Source organism: Thermosynechococcus sp. HY213 (assembly GCF_031460975.1).
Lineage (GTDB): Bacteria > Cyanobacteriota > Cyanobacteriia > Thermosynechococcales > Thermosynechococcaceae > Thermosynechococcus.
The window spans coordinates 1-18,851 of the sequence record NZ_JAVKVB010000010.1 but is presented as its reverse complement, the minus strand read 5'-3'; the positions used below and the strand labels follow the sequence as shown (position 1 = coordinate 18,851).

The window sequence follows — 18,851 nt, the reverse complement described above, 5'->3', positions numbered from 1 at the left end:
GTGGAATAGTGCTCAACGCCTTACGGCATCAAAGGTAGAGGCACCATCCACAAAATTACGTCTCGCTGCGGCTTGGTTAAACGTGCTCAACGCCTTACGGCATCAAAGGTAGAGGCACTAGTAACGCTGTACAGATTGTTATTGGGCAGCGGTTGGTGCTCAACGCCTTACGGCATCAAAGGTAGAGGCACTGAATTCAATTGGTTGGTTATTTTTGTATGGCACACGTGCTCAACGCCTTACGGCATCAAAGGTAGAGGCACCTAGTCGCCACAACACACTCCAAAACTTGGACAAAGTGCTCAACGCCTTACGGCATCAAAGGTAGAGGCACCTTGGTTATTCATAGTTAATGGATTCCTTAAACTCGTGCTCAACGCCTTACGGCATCAAAGGTAGAGGCACAGGGACAAGGGAGCAAGGGACAAGGGAGCAAGGGAGTGCTCAACGCCTTACGGCATCAAAGGTAGAGGCACATCCGATCAGCCTCAGATTCACTGTAGGCTATAAAAAGTGCTCAACGCCTTACGGCATCAAAGGTAGAGGCACTGTAACCTCCCGTTTGTATAAAGAAGAGTCTGAACGTGCTCAACGCCTTACGGCATCAAAGGTAGAGGCACTTACACGAAAGACATTAAGGATGACATATTTACTGTGCTCAACGCCTTACGGCATCAAAGGTAGAGGCACTGCCCCCTGTCCCTGTCCCTATAGCTGTGGCTGTGGCGTGCTCAACGCCTTACGGCATCAAAGGTAGAGGCACTTGGGGCTTAGAAAAAGCAACCCATTTTTGCAAGAGTGCTCAACGCCTTACGGCATCAAAGGTAGAGGCACATTTTAATTTCACTGTTGCAGGTGGCTTAGAGTACGTGCTCAACGCCTTACGGCATCAAAGGTAGAGGCACCTTACCACGTTGAGCTACAAGTTCTTTAGGGTTAAAGTGCTCAACGCCTTACGGCATCAAAGGTAGAGGCACTCGCTTGCCTTCTCGTTACCTTATAATAGAGAGGTGCTCAACGCCTTACGGCATCAAAGGTAGAGGCACAACTCAGCCAAAACGATTGCTTTGGGAGTCAAGAGAGTGCTCAACGCCTTACGGCATCAAAGGTAGAGGCACCCCCTGCCCTGCCCTGCCCTGCCCTATTGCCTTCTGTGCTCAACGCCTTACGGCATCAAAGGTAGAGGCACAAGTGCAACCTAATCAAGCAATTGCTCAGTTAGTTGTTGTGCTCAACGCCTTACGGCATCAAAGGTAGAGGCACTCACAGAAGGATCAGAATATCCTAGAGTAGAGTAGTGCTCAACGCCTTACGGCATCAAAGGTAGAGGCACAAGCGATCGCCACCCAGTTTAAGACAGACGCGATGTGCTCAACGCCTTACGGCATCAAAGGTAGAGGCACGTGGTCTCGCAAGCACCGAGCCAACACCCACCAGGTGCTCAACGCCTTACGGCATCAAAGGTAGAGGCACAGCGGCGCCCTAGAAATGCCTCTATGACTAGCTTAGCACAGTCACTTTTCAAGCACCTCAGGCACTTCGTTTTTTTGTGACTGTAAAATTTTTAGCCTCGGTCAGTATTCAGTTGTCGATCCCGCTCTGGGGAATAGGTTCAGAGATTTTCAAGCACCTCTAAATCTAACAAAAACTCTCAAACCTAGTCAAGGGGCTGTATTTGAATATCAGTGCGTTCGGAGAATATTTGAGTCCAGAGGTGCTTGCATGCTAAAAGATTTTGAAGTTCTGCTCCGACATTGGCCATGTCCCCGCTCGGTTGCAAGCGCATACCCGCTCAACGCATTGGCTGCACAATCCTACGATTAGGAGACTGTCTTCCTTGGTGAGGATTTTTTCCAGTTGCCAGCGCAGCTTTTCCCGCTCCCGTGGCGTGAGACGACAGCGAAAAATCGAGAACTGTAATCGTTCACCATAGCCCTCTAACTGCTTATAAGCCTGTCGCCAGCGCTTGGGGTCGCGGATGTCGTAGCAGATGAGGTACCAATTTTTGGATTCACCCATAGGTCAACGCAAAATGAGTTTGCCAAATAGACCTGCTTCCCCACACCATTCCTTTTCAAGCAAACGCACTTCCAGCTCCAAGAGTCGCCGATAAGTGAGCGAGTAGTTGGTTACTGGGTGCTTCCACGTTTCACCTTTGCGGGCTTCATAGAGTTCAATGAACTTGCGGCGCCCATAGTCACTCAGCCATACGTGATCTCGGCGTACCTCAAAGCATTGGTCAAGGTTCCACTGCATACGGTTAATCGAACCAATAACGACCATATCCACAAGGGGGACGCGGAAAATTTCCATCAAGTCCAACGCAAGGGGTGGTGCTTGGGTACGCGGCTGATGATAGAAGCCAAAGGCGGGTTCAAGACCAACCGTAAGAATGGCATTCATTACGTCTTTGAGCAGCATGCCATAGCCAAAACTGAGCAGCGCATTAAAACGATCTTTCGGGGGGCGGCGATTGCGACCGTTGAAGCGCAGCTCCTTCGGGACTTGATCCCCTAGAAGATAGGGCAATCCCGAAAAATACAGGGCAGCGAGATTGCCTTCAATGCCGCGTAGAGCCTCTCGGGAATTGGCGTGGGAGATGCTGCTAATGAGCCGATCCATTTGCGTAGTGGTCTCTTGCAATGCAGGCAGAGCATCTTGGCGATTCCGCTGTCCTCGGAGTAACAGGCGACGCTGACTTTGTCCGCGACAATTCACCAGTAACTGGGCAAGACGTAAACATTGGTCTGGGTTCGTCAGGGCTTGATATTGACGAATACGCCGTTGAATACTGCCCTTGCGGTTGTCAATGCTGCCGATATAGCGCCCACCACTGCTGATGAAGTGAACACCGACATCCTCATAGGCACAGAGATGAATGGCTGGGGTGGTAATTTGGGCAAATTTGTGGATAACAACTTGACCCACCTGCTGAATGGGCAGCTTTTGCTCAGGTTCATCGTCAATGGCAATCCGTAGCTGCTCGCCAGCTCGCCTGATTACCGATTTGCCAGCCGTGACATGGATAATCTCACGCTCGTCATCTCGCGGAAATAACCGCAGGGGTAAATGCTCAGGATCTCGGGCGAGGCGGGCTTCTTCAGGCAGGCAAACAGGTGCCAAGGAGCAGTTGAGACAGAGTTTTTCATTGCTACAGACAGGGGGACGTTCTAGGGAAGCACGCAGTTGACGCGCTTGCTCGATTGTGTCCCGCACCAGTTGGCGGCCTGCCTCATCTACAGGAACCCGTACAGTGATGTTATCGCGGTGATAGTGAATGCGGCCTTCGGGGACAGTGACGCCGAGAACGGTTTCTAGTAAACAGGCATAGGCCAGAATTTGTACCCTGTCGCTGTGCCAAGCTTGGGGCTGCTGCTGGCGATCGCGATAAGAACGGCCAATTTTGTGCTCGTAGGGAATCAAATGCCCCTCCAAGGTACGCAGTGCATCAACCCGCCCTCGTAAGCCAAGGGCTACACTTTCCAGATTAAATTCCTGCCAGTCTTCCCGTTCTAGTTTTTGTAGCTCAGCGTGGAGCCGCCGCCCCGCAAAGACGGATTCATTTTGGGTATAAAGCTCCTCAACTTCTTCGAGATAAAATAGCCGCCGACAGTAGGCAAAAGCACGCAGAGAGCTAACGCGCAGTGTTTCCGTTTCAGCGCAGGCAACGGTCTGTTCCATGATTGATATCTCCAGTGCGAAGATTCCACTGGTTTATCCATTGGCCTTAGGGAGAAAATGCAAGGCAAAAGTCAGGAAGAATTTCCTCTCCTGAAAGCGTTGTTGGCAGAGACACGCTCTCTGGTGTTTGCTGGGGGCGATAAATTTCTGCCATTTGTTGCTGGGGGACAATCAACCAGCCAAGGCGGCAACCATTGTCCATGTATTCCTGCATTTTTGCCCTTAAATGGGACAAGTCATCACTAGCAGATGCGAGTTCAATCACAAAATCGGGGCAAAGAGGCACAAAGCCTTGACGTTCCTCTGGGGTTAGGCGCTGCCAATGTTCCTTGGTAATCCATGCAACATCGGGTGAGCGAATGGCGCCATTGGGCAGGCGAAATCCCGTTGAGGAGTCAAAGACCTCACCTAGTTGAGTTTGGCGATTCCAAAGACTAATGTCAGCCGTGAGGGCGGCATTGTAGCGACCCGTTTCGCCGCCTGTAGGGGGCATAACAACCAATTCTCCCGCAGCAGTTAATTCAAACCGTAGATTAGGATTGGCTTTGATAATCTCTGCGAATTGCTCTTCAGTGAACTGAAGGGTTTTGGGTAGATACACGGGGGGAGCATGGTGCATAGCTATTGCCCCTCAAAGATCTAACGGTTTTTCCACCATTCAAAACTACGTTTCCATTCTCGCGATCGCGGGGGTAATTCCTGCAATGATGCTGCCACGTGGTTAAAGACCTGCTCCACCACGGGTAAGGGCACCCGATCTTCGGCTTCAAAGAGAATAGCCAGCCGCTGCCCCCCTTGGAGATGCATCAAATATAACTCTTGGTGAATCGGTCGGGGGGTTGGATAATAAAACAGTTCACCACGGACTCGCCGTCCCAAAATTCGCCGCTCAATGCGTGCGGGGGCTGCTGAGAGAGGACCCCCCACTTGGGTAAACCGTAGCCAACTGCGCAACTCCTGATCGGAAAGTCCCCCCAGTACCTCGCTTGTTTTGGGTAGGCTAATCAGGCTCACCATTAACTCGTGCTCCCCCGGTACGGCATTGGCGGGATAGACCACAGCAACGCCATTTTCACCAAAAGAAGTGGGTGGCGAAAATTGTAGGGGTGTTTCAAAGGATAAGCCTAGGAGTTGATAGCGTTGGGGGATAGGGGCAGCAGCCTGAATCGTCACTTCACTCGCCCGACCTATGAGCAGGGGAAAAGCGCCCAAAAGGGTCAGACTACAACCAAGGGTCAGCAGCAAACGCATAACGGCCTCACACTAGGGGGATGACTGGTATTGTTGACGATAGGCTATGTATAGACCTTCTAGGAAGTCCTCGGCACTGAGGGCAGGCCAGTTGGCGGGATAGGTGGGCAGCAACAGGGGTTCTAATTGCTGGCGCAGCTCTTGAGCCGCTTGATAACGACCGACAGGACTCAGGCGATCGCGATTGTTGAGGTAATTGCGTACTAGGAGATAGTGTTCGGGAGTCATCTGTTCCCAATGGGCGAGCGATCGCAACTCCTGCACCCAAGCCGCCTGTGGTTGCTGACCGGTTGTAGCTTTAGGTGCCAACCGCGTCGCCTGTTCATCTTGAATCACAAGGGTACCCGCCACCCTATCTCCCAAACGTTTTTCTGATCGAGATAACGCCACTAGGAGTGCCCCTATACCAAAAAAAGCAAAATCAATGGGTTGCAGCAGACTGCGCAGGGTCGCTTCCCGCAGACCAATGGGGCGGCCATTATCTTGAACAACGCGAATTTCTGCATAGCGCTTGCCGGGGGTTTGTCCCTGCCAGTAGGTTTCAAAGAAGATGTAATAGCCGTTGTAGAAGGCAAACATCACCAATAGGTAAATGCCCAAACTCCAAGCCTCAATACTTTGGCCACTAGCGGGTAGCACCTCAATCAGCCACGGGTAAAGGGCATAGAAGTAGATGTACCCTGCCGCCAGCGAAAAAAGCACAAGTGCCGTGTAGAGAATCACCTGATCAATCAGCCAAGCCAAAACGCGGCTGCCAATTCCTGCTAGGGCAAAGTCCAACTCGATGCTTTCCGGTGTGCGTAGTGTGACCCGCCGCAACCAGCGCAGGGGATTCACTGCTTCAGGGCGGACTTGAAACGCTGCTCCTTCATTGCGGACTCGCAGATCCCAATACAGAACTGCCTTGATCCCTTGCCAGAGGGGCAGGAGCAAAACCCCTACAAAGAGGCCAGCAACGGGAAGAATCACCACGCTGTTGATAATACTGCCAAGGAGATTGGCGGGAATCGTTGCAAGGGAAGCAACAAAAAATACCGTTAGGGTATGCCATGCCTGTCCCTGCGTCAGTTGCCAACTGCGCCGAACGGATTTGAGGGGCGTACAGTCGGGTTCAAGGGCTAAGACCACATCAACAAGGGAGAGCCGCGCCATAAAGTAGCTAATCACCAACAGCGCAAGGAGCACTAGCAACAGGATACTGAGCAGAAAAGTTAAAAAGAAGAGACTTCTTGCGGGTTCCGTTTGGATATTCTGCTCGAGGAATTGCACTAAGGGGGATGCCACCAAATAAATTAAGTAGCCGATCGCCCCCAAGACCCCATACACCAAGAGCAAAATGACACCGACCATCAGAGTGGCCAACAAATAATTCAGCATCTTGGGAAAAATAAAGCTGCGGGCTGCCGATTCTGATTCCTCAAGGGCCGTCAGGACAGCGTAAATACGGCGAGAAAGCAGCGCACCACTGGCCATTAGCCGTGTCCAACCAAAGAGATAAAAGGGCAAAGCCACGAGGACACTAATGCCTGTGAGCCAGAGAAAGGGGGCAACATTATCCATCGCCCCAGCAAGAATCCCCCCAACAATCAGTGCTACGGCCACGATCAGCACGGCGGCAATGGTGAGCAGAAAAAACCACGCATGGGCAAAAAGGCTCAAAAGAAAGTAGCGATTGCCCTGATGACGGTACAGCTGCAAAGCAATCGTGACTACATTGCCGCTAGAGAGAGAATGGGGAAGCCGTCCTCGCCGCCGAAAAGGCCACATTCGCGATACCCAACCAATTGGAGATCGAAATGATCCTAGCGTTTGCGCCCATTGGTTCCTGCGCCACCTTTGTAAAATTTGTTAACATTAGAACAATTTAATCCTTCGTTCATCACTGTTTTCGTTCTGTTTTCGATGGCTGAGGTGCGGGCATTGACCCCTCGGGGCAGCTTAGGTATTGATTGCGTTTTGGCCAGTTCAAGGAGCACGTATGGCACTGTACGCAGAACTACATCGGCATTTGGGTGGCTCAGTTGTACCGCGTATTCTTTGGCGGTATTTTCAGCGGAACGATCGCGCCCTTGCAGATCGCTTTCCTGACTATGAGGAATTTGAAACCTTTTATACGCGCCCCCGCCAATCCCTTGAAGAATACCTCGAACTCCACACCCTAGTGGAGAGTGTGCAAACGCCGCAAACTTTGCCCTATTTCATCTTTCGCTTGATTCGCGGCGCCTATATTTTTGAAAACTTGGCCTATCTAGAGCTGCGCTATACCCCCTATCTGCGCACGGATCCGCAGCGATCCCAGAGCGATCGCATTGAGCAGATGGCCGACATTGTTAAAACGGTGGGTCTGGCTTGCCAAGTACCAGAATACCCGATTGTCACGAGCCAAATTCTCTGTATGCACACGCGGCTACCCTATGCGGTGAACCGTGCCATTGTTGATCTGGCGGCGAGTTTTCCGCAGTTTGTCTGTGGCATTGACTTGGCCGGGGGCGATAGCGTCTATGGCGATCGCATGGCGGAATTTATTGAACTCTATGCCTATGCCCGCGATCGCGGTCTTAAAACCACTGGCCACCTCTACGAAACGGTGAATGGCTGCTATCCCGAATTGCTACCCTACCTGCAACGCATTGGTCATGGCATTCAAATTCCCCTGCGCTATCCAGAGCTGCTCAAGGAAGTGGCGGCAGCTGGTCAATGCCTCGAAGTGTGCCCCACCACCTATTTTCAAACGGGTACCCTTGAGAGCTACGCGCAATTACGCCTCGTCTTTGAACGCTGTTTTGAAGCGGGGGTGGACGTGGCCATCTGTACTGACAACGCGGGTCTGCACAACGTGCGGCTGCCCTTTGAGTACGAAAACTTGCTCACCCACGACATCCTCAACTTCAAGGAGTTACAAGCCTGTCAGGAAGCCGCTTTTCGCCATGCCTTTGCTTGGCCCCATGCGCAACCGCCGACCCTACTGTTGAGTAACCTGCTTCAGGGCAATTCCCCCCAAAATGCACTGGCAGGCTGCGCAATCCAGTAAGATAGACCTATGAGCAAGATTGAACGCATTACCGGTCGTGGCCTTCCTCTGCGGGGCAACGATATCGATACGGATCGCATTATTCCCGCACGGTTTCTCCGCTGTGTCACTTTTGATGGCCTTGGGGAACACGTTTTTGCTGACGATCGCCAGTCGGGGCAACACCCTTTTGACCTGCCTCAGTACCAAGGGGCACGGATTCTGGTGGTGAATGCCAATTTTGGCTGTGGCTCTAGCCGCGAACACGCCCCCCAAGCGATCGCCCGTTGGGGAATTCAAGCAATTGTCAGCGAAAGCTTTGCCGAGATCTTTGCCGGAAACTGCTTGGCAATGGGGGTTCCCTGTCTGACGGCAGCTCCAGAACAGGTACAAGCACTGCAAACTCTCTTAGAAGATCAGCCCACTACGGAACTGACCCTAGACTTACAGGCGCTGACCTTGACAGCAGGCGATCAAGTGATTCCCTTAACCATGGCGGAAAGTACGCGGCAAATGCTCCTTTCGGGTCAATGGGATGCCTGTGGTCAACTGTTGGCCAATCAGGACAAAATTCACGACGTTGCAGCGCGGCTGCCCTATGTGCGGTGGGCAGTTAGTTAACCCGTCGCAGTAGCCAAAGCCAAGCCCCAAAGAGCCAACGCCAGCCTTGCCAGCGGCGCGATCGCCCCAATGCAATCACCTCTGGTAGATCAAACAGCTGGTACACTGCCTCTGCCCGTTGCCACTGCCGTCGCCGCAAAAATCGCCACGTTCCCGCCAAGATAAACTGGTGAAAAAAGTCACACTGGCACTGCCGCAGTTCCGCTGGTGAGAGAATCGATAAATTCGCAGCGGCGGCAAAAATATTCCCTAGGGTAGCCAAGGTCTGGGCTTGAAACATTCCCATTGTCAGGGCTTGATCGTGGATCGTGTAGGCAGCAGTGGCGCGGGGAACCGTGTAAACCCCCTTCTGGGCAAAGAAGCGTAGCCATTGGTAGAGGTCTGTGGCTTCGCCGTAGGCGGGATCAAAATAGCCCACCTCGTCGAGGAGCGATCGCCGCCAGATCAAGGCGGGAAATCGCACAAACGAGGAATGACGCAGCAATTGCCTAAGGGCTTGAGCTGGGGAGAGCCATGTTTGCTGCCGGGGTATCTGCCGTCGCAAACAGCGTTGATGCGAATCCACCAAATCCACGCCAAAGAGAAAGACATCAAACTGGCTACCATATTGGATGAGGGTTTCCAGAATCGTTGTGATCCCTTGGGGCAACAGGTAATCATCATCGTGCAACAGCAGGATAAACTCCCCAGCGGCCTGCGCTAAACTGGCATTCCAATTGGCCACCATTCCTAAGCGTTGCCCATTGTGCTGGTAGTGCCAGCGGCCTGACCATCCAGCCAGTAAATCCTCTACTGCTGTGGGGGTGGCAGAATCATCGATAATAATGACTTCCACCGGATCGTGGCTCTCAGGGGGCAAGGCTGCGACAACTGAGCGAACCGCTTGTGCCAATCCTTGGGGACGGTTATAGGCCGGAATGCAAATGCTCAATAGGGGTGCTTGTGCCATTGTTGGGAACCTGCACAGGGTGCTGCATAATCCATCGGGGTGGTGCGTTAAGTGAAGGGACTGTAGGGCACTGTTTTCGGAGCGATTGCTATGACCTCTGCCACCGTCGATCGCCAACGTTTGCAAGCGGCTTTGGCTTCCCTCAACCTTAGTTTAGAGGCAGAACTCACTCAATATCGCTGCCATCGCATGGTACAAGCCCATTCCCCCTTTGCAGCGCCGCCGGTTCTCGAGTCTGCAACTTCCCCAGAACCGAGTGTCACCCCTGCTGCCGCAGAAACAGCTTCCCAAACCGTTCCTCCCGTTGTCAATTCTTTGACCCCCACCCCTGAGACAGCAGCAGCCACCGATGAACGCACCAATGAAGAACTGGCTGATCCATTTTTCGAGTTTGATCCCATAGATTTAGCAGAACTCTTGCCCCAGTCCTATGCCAGCGATCCCCCTGCCCCGCAAACGCCAACCCGAACAAAGCGCCCCTTTGCCTCTACCCGCGAGCTGCTCAAGCAAGCCCGAAAAAACCAACAGCGGCCTTGGTTCCAACGGCGTGAAAGCAATAGTCAACATCTGGTGCAACGCTGGTTAATTGTGGTTGGCATTCTGGCCGGCTTTAGTGGCGCAGCCCTCTGGTGGTTCAACCGCCGACCTGCCCCCGTTGCCACTGAATCACCTGCAACGCCAACAGCAGCATCACCCACGCCCCCCGTCGGCCCTGATATGACTGCGCGGGAATTTCCCGATGTCAATCGCAGCACCCTTGCCCAATTGGAACCTGCGGCGAGTCCATCAACCAGTGCCTCACCCACCCCTACGGCCAGCCCAACCCCGGCTGAACCTGAACATACGACGCAGCTTTTTGTGGAAAAAATGCCCAATGGTCGCTACTATGTGCTGGCTCCCTACAAGGAACCTGCGGACTTAGAAAAAGTCCAAGCTGTGGTGCCCGATGCCTTTTTGGTGGGCAACGGCGACCAAACCAAGATTCAACTGGGGATGTTTGTCGATGAGGCCTCGGCTCAAGCGATGGTCAATCAGTTACGCGATCGCCTCTAGGGGATGAGCCAGCGATCGCTGGCATTGCCGTATTGCTCCTGCCACTGCGACCAAGTGAGATTTTCCCCCTCTAGGCGAAAGGGATAGGCCGCTTCACTCCACCAGTGGTTATCCTGCAATTTCAGCGTTTGCAAGAAGGGTTCCCCCTTGAGGGTGGTCAGGAGTTGCTCTTGGCGGCTACCAATCCAATTCCCCTCTAGGTACCAATCTTGAGAGGTCATCGTGACTTCCTCACCCGTTTCGGGTAGGGTGATGGTTCGAGGCGAAGGATCGCGGACGCCAATTTGTGCCCCTTGGTTTTCCCAAATCCAGTTGTGGCGCAGGGTAACATGGGCAGCCGCCCAGCCAAAAATGCCGGGGGTTTGTAGATAGTTCGGGGCAATGCTGTAGTTATAGGCAATTAAGGAATCTTCAATGGTCACTGGACCTGTGCTCGCCTCGAGGAAAAGACCGACAACGGCATTGCCGAGAAATTGCGATCGCCGAATCTCAACGTTTTGATTATCAGTATCAAGCCACAGACCGGCCGCTTGATTCTCAATCGCGCGGTAGCGATCGAAGACGGCGCGGCGCAAATGAAAGTACTTATCCCCCGCATCCCAATCGTAAAAGCCTGCCCATGCCCCCCGCCAATTATTCCCTTGAACGAGCACCTGCTGCACTGTGAAGTCCCGCAAATGAACCCCCGCCATGCCCCGCCAGCCATTTTGCAGAAACTGTGTTCGTTCCACCCGCAGGCGATCGCTCTGATGACTTTCGAGGCCGCCCCAATTATTGCCCCAAAAAGTACAGTCTTTAACCTCAATGTCATGGCTGCGTTCAATGCGCACCGCTTGGCTAAATGTGCCGCCATAGTGCTCAAAGCGTAGGCCCACCAAACTGATAAAACCACTGTCTAAGATGCGTAAGGCCTCACGGTGAACGGCTACTTCCAATTCACTGGGTGAGATGCCCACAGACAGAGCCACATACAGTTGTTGCTCCGTATCATCCACGTAGAAATCATCCCCCTGCAATTCCCTAAATGAAAGTCGCTGCCGCAGGGGAGTATCCCGCCACCACACCAGTTCGCCCCGCTGCGCTACGAGGGGTAACTCAATGCCATAGTTTGTCCACGGGTTACCCGAAAAGCCCCAAGCCAGTGTCCAAGGGTGACGGTAAATGGTGAACCTAGGGGTGCTGGAGACTTCTTGCCAATCTGACCATTGTTGACTGCCCCGCACAATCACGCGTTCGCCCGCCTGAGCCACCAGTCGCAGGGGCATCTGCCGATGATGAATCGTTCCCAATGCCTCCCGATAAATGCCGCCATGAATGTAAATGTCGCTGGGGCGATCGTGCGCCTGTGCCCACGCCAAAGCAGCAGCAATCGTACGGAAAGGGGTTACGGCATCGCTGGCTTGTGGATCGGCTGGATTGACTTCTAGGGTGAGGGGTGAGGCTGGAATGGCCGCAATTCTTGGTTGCCCCATCAAGCACAAAACAATCACAAGTAGAATGAGCAGCGCGTGTGGCCACTTCATCGCCGCAGTGGACGGGCTAAATAGGGCACCCAGAGGGCGATCGCAGCCACAAAGATCAAGAGCAAGCCAAGGGGCATCTCAATGGATTGCCAAAACAAAAATCGCAGCGACACCGCTTTTGCATTCTGTACCGAAAAGAGGGCGATCGCCCCGCTGCTGATCATCCAGAGTAAAAAGAGCAAAAAGCGGCGCATTTACTTCCCTTCCGCTTGGCGAATCATCTCCTCCGTCTTATGGTAGCGGTTATAGACAGAAAACCCCGTAAACATGCCCTTAAGAAAGTCATTCAGTTGCTCGCGGGTACTGGCACTGGCCGTACTCAAAGGTGCCGGCAAAAAGCGATCGCCAAAACCAACAAAGACCAAACCAACCACCAGCACAGGCAAAATCAAGTCTTTGACACGCATAGGGCAAACCTCCACAGGATGATGGCGGAATCAAGAGGACGCGCTAACAGGGAGAACAGATAACTAATAGTTTCTAATGTGCCGCAGGATTGTAAATAATTTTCAGCCTATGCAAAAGAGCGCGATCGCGGTTACAAAGCGTCTATAGCAAGAATTGTCAACAAAAATGTCAATAAACATAAACCGTGAAAATACCCATGAAATCTCTGGGAAGGTTGTTGCTACTATAGTAGGCAAGCCATCCAGACCCTAACGCGCCCTATGGTCAACACATCGTCATCTTCTTCTCGGAAAGCACTTACCGTGCGCGGCAGAGCCGCTAGCCCCACAGAACGAGCCATTGTTGCCTCCGGTTACGCCAGTATCGATCAGGTGCGGGAAGCCATGAACACCGCCCGCAAAACGGGCAAGTCCCTCGTAACCGTGTTGCAGGAGATTACGGGCACCACCATGCCCCCCGATGTGTTACGCCAGTACCACAAGCAACAGCTTTTTGAACTCAAAGTGATCTACGGGGTTGATTGCCTCGATCCCGAACTCAATCGTTTCCCCACCGAGCAAATCGAGGAACTGATCAACACGATTGTACCGATTGACACCTGCCGCACCTACCAAGTCATCCCCATTGCCAAGCACCTCGACGCTGATCCCCCCTATCTGCTCGTGGCGATGGTGGATCCAGATAACCTCCAAGCCATTGACAACCTCACCCGCTTACTCCGCGCCCACAACCTCACCCTCAAGCGAATGGTGATCACCCTAGAGGATTACCAACGCCTCATTGACCCGATTCTCAATAAACAGGTAGCTGAAACCACCGCTAGCAAAAATGCCCCGGCTGCGATCGGTGACATCAACATCGAAGAAGACATCGAAGCCATGGGCAGCCTCGAAGAGCTGGAAGGGGAGCAGGAGGTTGACCTTGCTGAGGCGCTGAAAGGTGCAGAAGATGCGCCGATTATTGCCCTTGTCAACAAAATTTTGGCCAAAGCCCTCACCGAAGGCGTTTCCGACATTCACATCGAACCTCAAGAGGAATACCTGCGGATTCGTTTCCGCAAAGATGGGGTGCTTCACCAAGCCTTTGATCCACTGCCGAAGAAAATCGTGCCAGCCGTCGTTTCCCGCTTCAAAATCTTGGCTGACCTTGATATTGCTGAGCGGCGTGCCCCCCAAGATGGTCGTATCCGCAAAATGTTCCAAGGGCGACGGGTGGACTTCCGAGTGAATACCCTCCCCAGCCGCTGGGGCGAAAAAGTCGTACTGCGGATTCTCGATAACTCCGCCACCCAACTCGGTCTCGACAAGCTGATTACTGACCCTGAGAGCCTTGCTATTGTGCGGGAGATGACCAAGCGCCCCTTTGGCCTCATCCTCGTTACAGGTCCCACTGGTTCAGGGAAAACCACCACGCTTTACTCTGCGCTGGCTGAATGTAATAGTCCCGGTGTCAACATCAGTACAGCGGAAGACCCGATTGAATACACGCTCCCCGGCCTAACGCAGGTACAGGTTATTCGCGAAAAAGGCATGGACTTTGCCTCAATTTTGCGAGCCTTTCTCCGCCAAGACCCCGATGTAATTCTGGTGGGGGAAACCCGTGACAAAGAAACCGCAAAAACCGCCATTGAAGCGGCTTTGACGGGGCACTTGGTCTTGACAACCCTGCACACTAACGATGCCCCCAGTGCAATTGCCCGCCTCTCGGAAATGGGCATTGAACCCTTTATGGTTTCCGCCTCCCTCATTGGGGTTGTTGCCCAACGGCTGATGCGGCGGGTATGCAGTGAGTGTCGGATTCCCTATACACCCACCCGTGAGGAACTGGCGCGCTTTGGCTTGTCTGCCTCCAAGGATGTCAACCTCACCCTCTACAAAGCCAATAAACTGACACCCGAGCAAATTCAAGCGGCTAAGGCAACTGGCCAACCCATTTGCAGTAAATGTGGTGGTTTGGGCTACAAAGGACGGGTCGGCGTCTACGAAATTATGCGGATCACCGAGCGACTGCAACGGCTGATTACCGAAGGTGCCCCCACCGAGCAAATCAAGGAGGCGGCCGTCGAAGAGGGCATGAAAACCCTGCTTGCCTATAGCTTGGGGTTAGTCAAGGAAGGACTCACCACCCTCGAAGAAGTGGAGCGCGTCACCTTTACGGACACTGGACTAGAGGCAGAACTCAAGGCCAAACGTAAGAGTTCTTTAACCTGCCGTACCTGCGGTGCCGAGGCGCAGCCCGAATGGTTAGAATGCCCCTATTGCATGACACCCCGCTTTGTGGATTAACAAGATTATTAATGTCAGTGATGAACTTTCGTGTTGTTGACCAAACTGCTTAGACGAGGAACACCCTATGGAGCTAATGATTGAAGACCTAATGGAGCAAGTGGTGGCCAATGGTGGCTCCGATTTGCATATCTCCGCTGGCTTACCCCCCTACATTCGCATTAGCGGCAAATTAACCCCGACCGACTACGAACCCCTCACCCCAGAGCAATGCCAGCGCCTGATTTTCAGCATGCTCAACAATACCCAACGCAAGCACCTAGAGCAAAACTGGGAGTTGGACTGCTCCTATGGTGTACGTGGCCTCGCCCGGTTCCGCGTCAATGTGTATAAAGACCGGGGAACCTATGCTGCTTGCTTGCGAGCACTCAGTTCCAAAATTCCCACGTTTGAGCAGTTGGGATTGCCCAATGTTGTCCGCGAAATGAGTGAGCGGCCACGGGGCTTGATTCTGGTGACTGGGCCGACAGGATCAGGGAAAACCACAACCTTGGCGGCAATGATTGACTTGATCAACAAAACCCGCGCTGAGCATATCCTGACGATTGAAGACCCCATTGAGTTTGTCTATGAACCCATCAAGAGCCTGATCCACCAACGGCAGGTGGGGGAAGATACCAAGAGCTTTGCCAATGCTCTGCGGGCAGCGCTGCGGGAAGACCCCGATATTATCCTTGTGGGTGAGATGCGGGACTTGGAAACAATTCAGCTTGCCATCTCAGCGGCAGAAACCGGTCACTTGGTCTTTGGTACCTTGCACACCAGTTCAGCTGCCCAAACCGTTGACCGTATGGTGGATGTGTTCCCGCCAGAGCAGCAGCAGCAAATTCGCGTCCAGTTGTCCAACTCGTTAGTGGCGGTCTTTAGCCAAACGCTGGTTCCTAAGAAAAATCCCAAGCCCGGTGAATTTGGGCGGATTATGGCACAAGAGATCATGGTGGTGACCCCTGCTATCTCCAACCTGATTCGCGAAGGCAAGACCTCGCAGATTTATTCGGCAATTCAAACGGGCGGCAAGCTGGGGATGCAGACCCTTGAAAAAGTCTTGGCCGATTATTATCGTGCGGGCATCATCACCTATGAAGCAGCAATGGCCAAGTCCTCGCGTCAGGACGAGTTGCAACGTCTGATTGGTACGGGTACACCTGCGGCAGCAGCACGCTAGTTAGCAATTATTGATAAAAAGAAGGGGTATTGAGTCATGGCAACCTATGAAGTGCGGATCCGGGATGCCCAAGGCAAATACAAGACCGTCCGCGAGCGAGCTTCGACACCACGGGAAGCACGCATGGCCTTGCAATTGCAAGGGGTACAGGTTCTAGAGGTCAAGGAGGCCAAAAAACTCACCCTCAAGTCCGACCTCGACCTCACTTTCCTCTCCAAAATTACGGTGAAAGATCGAGCGATCTTTGCGCGGCAGTTTGCGGCACTGGTGAATGCAGGTGTGGCCTTGGTGCGTGGGATTGGTGTTTTGGCAGATCAATGCACCAACCCGAAATTAAAAAAAATCCTCATGGCCGTCAACAATGACATTCAACAGGGGAGCAGCCTTGCTGATGCCATGCGTCCCCATCCTGAGGCCTTTGATAACCTGTTTGTGGCTATGATCCAAGCGGGGGAAACGGGGGGGGTGCTCGATGAGGTGCTCAACCGTCTCTCGAAGTTGCTGGAGGATCAAGCCCGCCTCAATAACCAAATCAAGTCCGCCCTGACCTATCCCGTGGTGGTGGGCCTGCTGGCGGTGGGCATCTTCTTGGGGATGGTGATTTTCCTGATCCCTGTGTTTGAGGGTATTTTCAAACAGTTGGGGGGGGAATTGCCGCCCTTTACCGCCATGATGGTGGCGCTTAGTGAATTCCTGCGCACGCCGCAGTATATGGCATTGTTGATTATCTGTGTGGTGGGCTTGGTATTGGGGATTCGCTTTTATTACAAGACTCCGGCTGGCCGGCTGATGATTGATGGCTTGCTGTTGAAGCTACCCCTCTTTGGTGATTTGGTGGAAAAAACAGCGGTGGCACGGTTCTGCCGCACATTTGGTTCGCTGTCCCGTTCAGGGGTACCGATTTTGCGTTCCCTTGAAATTGTCAGTGCCACAGCGGGGAACCAAGTGATCTCCAATGCCATTGACCGAGCGGCACAGGAAGTGCAGAAGGGAGGAATGCTCAGCCTTGCCCTGCAACAGGAACGGGTCTTTCCAGTGCTGGCGACCCAGATGATTAACGTGGGCGAAGAGACAGGGGAACTGGATAAGATGCTGATGAAGGTGGCCGACTTCTATGAAGATGAAGTGGAACAGGCGGTGAAGTCCCTAACAAGTGTGATGGAACCCTTGATGATTGCGGTGCTAGGGGGTATGGTAGGGTCAATTCTGGTGGCGATGTACCTGCCCATGTTCAAGATCTTCGATCTGGTCAAGTAAGCCTTGCCATGGCACATCTGTCCCCGTCGCGAACCCACTACGACATTCTCGAGGTGGCACCCACGGCCTCGTTGGCGGAGATTCGCCGTGCCTATCGAGAAAAGAGTAAGCTCTACCATCCTGATACGACGACGTTGCCGGTGGCGATCGCTCGTGAGGAGTTTCATCGCCTCAATGAGGCCTATGCAGTGCTGACCAATCCAGAGCAGCGGCAGTGGTATGACTTGCAATTACGCCTGCGGGCACAGTCAAAACAGTCAGGCACGATGGGGATAGGTGCCTCTTCTCGCTCTCAGGGGTCTGTTCGCTCTACTGCCGTGCCACCCGACGATCGCCCCCTCTCGCCGGGGGAGCTATTTGCTCTGTTTATCTTGGGGGTCACGTTTGTCGGCTGTCTGGTTCTGGCGGTAATTGTCGGTTTGTCCCAACAGGGGCAAGAATGGATCTTGCAAATTGTCAGTCGCATCTCAGAACTTGGATGAACACTCTGCCTAATCCCCAAACCCCCCTCTACAACCATGCCCTGCCGCAAATTGAAGCATGGCTACAGCAAAAGGGCTGTGTGCGGGACGAAACGGATATCCACTGTTGGGAGTTAGAGTATCCCCAGTGGTCAGCTCGGATTTGCTTGGATATTGAGGAGCTACAGGTGGTCTATCACGATCGCCTTGAGGGCAGTGTGATTCAGCGCTCTTTTAAGTACTCCTGCCCCCGTGCCGAGGTGGAGGAAGCCATTTTTGCGGGGCCTTAAATGCCCACGGCCATCATAATCGGCATTGCAGGGGCTGCTTCTTGGGTGGCTTGATTCTTGATCCGCTTCAGGCCAAAAATCCAGAGGATTTGATCTTCGATGGCTGCTGCTTGCTCTTTTGCCCCTGCTTTCAACAGGAGTTGATGGGTCATCATCAGCTTCTCAATTTCAGCCACTTGGGTGCAGACTTCTTCCTCATCTAAATAAAGGCTCTCGAGCACCGCATTCAAGTCTGCTTCGGGATCAGCGACTAAGCAAGCCCCTTCCACCACCACGGATTTGAGCTGCCCTTGGTATTGCCGCAACAGACGGCGAATTGTGTAGGCAGTAACGGGCAATAATTTTGTCATGTTGTGTTCCCCCAATTACTTATGTCAGCATCTATTAATTTCCCGCTGTCCACTTCCACCCATGGGCAAATTTTGTGGGGGATCAACAGGGGATATAGCTGCTCGTTAAGGATTGATTTACTGTACGTTATTATTCTATGAACTTCGCAACTTGGGGATCATGCGTAATTCCACGTAAAAGGGCTTTTAGATGTGATTTAGATCACGGAAACCATGACGTTATCGGCACTTGGGAATATTGTAAATTTACGTTAAGAAATTATAAGTATTAAGAAATATAAATCTACCAAAATTCGCCGCAGTGCTCCGTCTATACCGCAAAGCAGTTAGGTAGTGGTGAGGCGGCGGGCGACCGGAGGGAGCAGTCACTCAATCTCAGATTGTTGCTGGATATATTGAGCTAGCACCGAAAATCGGGCGCGACTAATATAGCTATTTCGAAAGGGAGTGAGATATTTTCAAGAGGGATAGGCTATACTCAAAGCGTCATGAATGTTACTCAAGAATATGAGCTATAGCTTGGACTGACGAGAGCGGGTTGTCTCCT

General features: G+C 52.8%; 18 protein-coding genes and 1 CRISPR repeat array (1 of these 19 running past the window's edge). Of the genes, 8 read left to right on the top strand and 10 right to left on the bottom strand.

Annotation, left to right across the window (positions count from 1 at the left end):
- Window positions 1-1,473: a CRISPR direct-repeat array (repeat unit 36 nt; unit sequence GTGCTCAACGCCTTACGGCATCAAAGGTAGAGGCAC) (it extends 2,563 nt beyond the left edge of the window).
- A 252-nt stretch (window positions 1,474-1,725) separates the two neighbouring features.
- Genes cas2 through RHK62_RS05245 form a run of 5 tightly spaced genes read right to left on the bottom strand, consistent with a single transcriptional unit; the run spans window position 1,726 to window position 6,699 of the window.
- A complete protein-coding gene (gene cas2 / locus RHK62_RS05265; RefSeq protein WP_149817829.1) occupies window positions 1,726-2,019 on the bottom strand; it encodes a CRISPR-associated endonuclease Cas2 in 294 nt (97 codons plus the stop codon).
- Window positions 2,020-2,022: 3 nt separating this feature from the next.
- Complete coding sequence (locus RHK62_RS05260; protein ID WP_302676608.1) at window positions 2,023-3,681, bottom strand: type I-MYXAN CRISPR-associated endonuclease Cas4/Cas1; 1,659 nt, start codon at window positions 3,679-3,681, stop codon at window positions 2,023-2,025.
- 46 nt (window positions 3,682-3,727) lie between these two features.
- Complete coding sequence (locus RHK62_RS05255) at window positions 3,728-4,300, bottom strand: Uma2 family endonuclease (protein ID WP_149817833.1); 573 nt, start codon at window positions 4,298-4,300, stop codon at window positions 3,728-3,730.
- Between the two features lie 20 nt (window positions 4,301-4,320).
- Complete coding sequence (locus RHK62_RS05250; RefSeq protein WP_310453399.1) at window positions 4,321-4,932, bottom strand: hypothetical protein; 612 nt, start codon at window positions 4,930-4,932, stop codon at window positions 4,321-4,323.
- 12 nt (window positions 4,933-4,944) lie between these two features.
- Window positions 4,945-6,699, bottom strand: coding sequence for an RDD family protein (locus tag RHK62_RS05245; protein ID WP_310453398.1), 1,755 nt, complete (start codon window positions 6,697-6,699; stop codon window positions 4,945-4,947).
- A gap of 211 nt (window positions 6,700-6,910) precedes the next feature.
- On the opposite strand from RHK62_RS05245, the gene RHK62_RS05240 reads away from it, so the two are divergent.
- A complete protein-coding gene (locus RHK62_RS05240) occupies window positions 6,911-7,963 on the top strand; it encodes an adenosine deaminase (RefSeq protein WP_149817839.1) in 1,053 nt (350 codons plus the stop codon).
- Between the two features lie 9 nt (window positions 7,964-7,972).
- Entirely contained in the window at window positions 7,973-8,563 is a 591-nt protein-coding gene (gene leuD, locus RHK62_RS05235) for a 3-isopropylmalate dehydratase small subunit (RefSeq protein WP_286626447.1), read from the top strand.
- Here leuD and RHK62_RS05230 read toward each other — a convergent pair.
- Window positions 8,556-9,512: a glycosyltransferase family 2 protein gene (locus RHK62_RS05230; protein WP_310453397.1), complete on the bottom strand. Its 957-nt coding sequence runs from the start codon at window positions 9,510-9,512 to the stop codon at window positions 8,556-8,558. The genes leuD and RHK62_RS05230 overlap by 8 nt on opposite strands.
- A 90-nt stretch (window positions 9,513-9,602) precedes the next feature.
- Between RHK62_RS05230 and RHK62_RS05225 the strand changes: the two genes are divergently transcribed.
- Window positions 9,603-10,565, top strand: a complete 963-nt coding sequence (locus tag RHK62_RS05225) for an SPOR domain-containing protein (RefSeq protein WP_302679003.1) — start codon at window positions 9,603-9,605, stop codon at window positions 10,563-10,565.
- On the opposite strand, the gene RHK62_RS05220 is transcribed toward RHK62_RS05225, so the two are convergent.
- The 3 genes from RHK62_RS05220 to RHK62_RS05210 are packed head-to-tail and all read right to left on the bottom strand — an operon-like array spanning window position 10,562 to window position 12,495.
- The gene (locus RHK62_RS05220; protein ID WP_310453396.1) at window positions 10,562-12,037 is read right to left on the bottom strand and encodes a right-handed parallel beta-helix repeat-containing protein; all 1,476 of its coding nucleotides are present in this window, start codon (window positions 12,035-12,037) and stop codon (window positions 10,562-10,564) included. The two genes, RHK62_RS05225 and RHK62_RS05220, sit on opposite strands and share 4 nt — an antisense overlap.
- Window positions 12,038-12,084: 47 nt before the next feature.
- Entirely contained in the window at window positions 12,085-12,282 is a 198-nt protein-coding gene (locus RHK62_RS05215; protein WP_206201320.1) for a lipopolysaccharide assembly protein LapA domain-containing protein, read from the bottom strand.
- Window positions 12,283-12,495: a hypothetical protein gene (locus RHK62_RS05210; protein ID WP_206201319.1), complete on the bottom strand. Its 213-nt coding sequence runs from the start codon at window positions 12,493-12,495 to the stop codon at window positions 12,283-12,285.
- Window positions 12,496-12,756: 261 nt separating this feature from the next.
- On the opposite strand from RHK62_RS05210, the gene RHK62_RS05205 reads away from it, so the two are divergent.
- The 5 genes from RHK62_RS05205 to RHK62_RS05185 all read left to right on the top strand — a co-directional run bounded on the left by RHK62_RS05205 (window position 12,757) and on the right by RHK62_RS05185 (window position 17,954).
- Window positions 12,757-14,781: a GspE/PulE family protein gene (locus RHK62_RS05205; RefSeq protein ID WP_310453395.1), complete on the top strand. Its 2,025-nt coding sequence runs from the start codon at window positions 12,757-12,759 to the stop codon at window positions 14,779-14,781.
- A 67-nt stretch (window positions 14,782-14,848) separates the two neighbouring features.
- A complete protein-coding gene (locus RHK62_RS05200) occupies window positions 14,849-15,946 on the top strand; it encodes a type IV pilus twitching motility protein PilT (RefSeq protein ID WP_206201317.1) in 1,098 nt (365 codons plus the stop codon).
- Window positions 15,947-15,982: 36 nt separating this feature from the next.
- Window positions 15,983-17,203 (top strand): type II secretion system F family protein, encoded by a 1,221-nt coding sequence (locus tag RHK62_RS05195; RefSeq protein ID WP_206201316.1) that lies wholly within the window; start codon window positions 15,983-15,985, stop codon window positions 17,201-17,203.
- An 8-nt stretch (window positions 17,204-17,211) separates the two neighbouring features.
- A complete protein-coding gene (locus RHK62_RS05190) occupies window positions 17,212-17,685 on the top strand; it encodes a J domain-containing protein (RefSeq protein ID WP_206201315.1) in 474 nt (157 codons plus the stop codon).
- A complete protein-coding gene (locus RHK62_RS05185) occupies window positions 17,682-17,954 on the top strand; it encodes a DUF3143 domain-containing protein (protein WP_149817855.1) in 273 nt (90 codons plus the stop codon). Before RHK62_RS05190 ends, RHK62_RS05185 begins: the two co-directional genes overlap by 4 nt.
- On the opposite strand, the gene RHK62_RS05180 is transcribed toward RHK62_RS05185, so the two are convergent.
- Entirely contained in the window at window positions 17,951-18,304 is a 354-nt protein-coding gene (locus tag RHK62_RS05180; protein ID WP_206201314.1) for a hypothetical protein, read from the bottom strand. The genes RHK62_RS05185 and RHK62_RS05180 overlap by 4 nt on opposite strands.
- Window positions 18,305-18,851: the final 547 nt, after the last annotated feature.

What these genes read in the sequence shown, in the direction of transcription:
- cas2 (WP_149817829.1), bottom strand. Translation starts at nt 2,019, where the DNA reads ATGGGTGAATCCAAAAATTGGTACCTCATCTGCTACGACATCCGCGAC.
- RHK62_RS05260 (WP_302676608.1), bottom strand. Translation starts at nt 3,681, where the DNA reads ATGGAACAGACCGTTGCCTGCGCTGAAACGGAAACACTGCGCGTTAGC.
- RHK62_RS05255 (WP_149817833.1), bottom strand. Translation starts at nt 4,300, where the DNA reads ATGCACCATGCTCCCCCCGTGTATCTACCCAAAACCCTTCAGTTCACT.
- RHK62_RS05250 (WP_310453399.1), bottom strand. Translation starts at nt 4,932, where the DNA reads ATGCGTTTGCTGCTGACCCTTGGTTGTAGTCTGACCCTTTTGGGCGCT.
- RHK62_RS05245 (WP_310453398.1), bottom strand. Translation starts at nt 6,699, where the DNA reads ATGTGGCCTTTTCGGCGGCGAGGACGGCTTCCCCATTCTCTCTCTAGC.
- RHK62_RS05240 (WP_149817839.1), top strand. Translation starts at nt 6,911, where the DNA reads ATGGCACTGTACGCAGAACTACATCGGCATTTGGGTGGCTCAGTTGTA.
- leuD (WP_286626447.1), top strand. Translation starts at nt 7,973, where the DNA reads ATGAGCAAGATTGAACGCATTACCGGTCGTGGCCTTCCTCTGCGGGGC.
- RHK62_RS05230 (WP_310453397.1), bottom strand. Translation starts at nt 9,512, where the DNA reads ATGGCACAAGCACCCCTATTGAGCATTTGCATTCCGGCCTATAACCGT.
- RHK62_RS05225 (WP_302679003.1), top strand. Translation starts at nt 9,603, where the DNA reads ATGACCTCTGCCACCGTCGATCGCCAACGTTTGCAAGCGGCTTTGGCT.
- RHK62_RS05220 (WP_310453396.1), bottom strand. Translation starts at nt 12,037, where the DNA reads ATGGGGCAACCAAGAATTGCGGCCATTCCAGCCTCACCCCTCACCCTA.
- RHK62_RS05215 (WP_206201320.1), bottom strand. Translation starts at nt 12,282, where the DNA reads ATGCGCCGCTTTTTGCTCTTTTTACTCTGGATGATCAGCAGCGGGGCG.
- RHK62_RS05210 (WP_206201319.1), bottom strand. Translation starts at nt 12,495, where the DNA reads ATGCGTGTCAAAGACTTGATTTTGCCTGTGCTGGTGGTTGGTTTGGTC.
- RHK62_RS05205 (WP_310453395.1), top strand. Translation starts at nt 12,757, where the DNA reads ATGGTCAACACATCGTCATCTTCTTCTCGGAAAGCACTTACCGTGCGC.
- RHK62_RS05200 (WP_206201317.1), top strand. Translation starts at nt 14,849, where the DNA reads ATGGAGCTAATGATTGAAGACCTAATGGAGCAAGTGGTGGCCAATGGT.
- RHK62_RS05195 (WP_206201316.1), top strand. Translation starts at nt 15,983, where the DNA reads ATGGCAACCTATGAAGTGCGGATCCGGGATGCCCAAGGCAAATACAAG.
- RHK62_RS05190 (WP_206201315.1), top strand. Translation starts at nt 17,212, where the DNA reads ATGGCACATCTGTCCCCGTCGCGAACCCACTACGACATTCTCGAGGTG.
- RHK62_RS05185 (WP_149817855.1), top strand. Translation starts at nt 17,682, where the DNA reads ATGAACACTCTGCCTAATCCCCAAACCCCCCTCTACAACCATGCCCTG.
- RHK62_RS05180 (WP_206201314.1), bottom strand. Translation starts at nt 18,304, where the DNA reads ATGACAAAATTATTGCCCGTTACTGCCTACACAATTCGCCGTCTGTTG.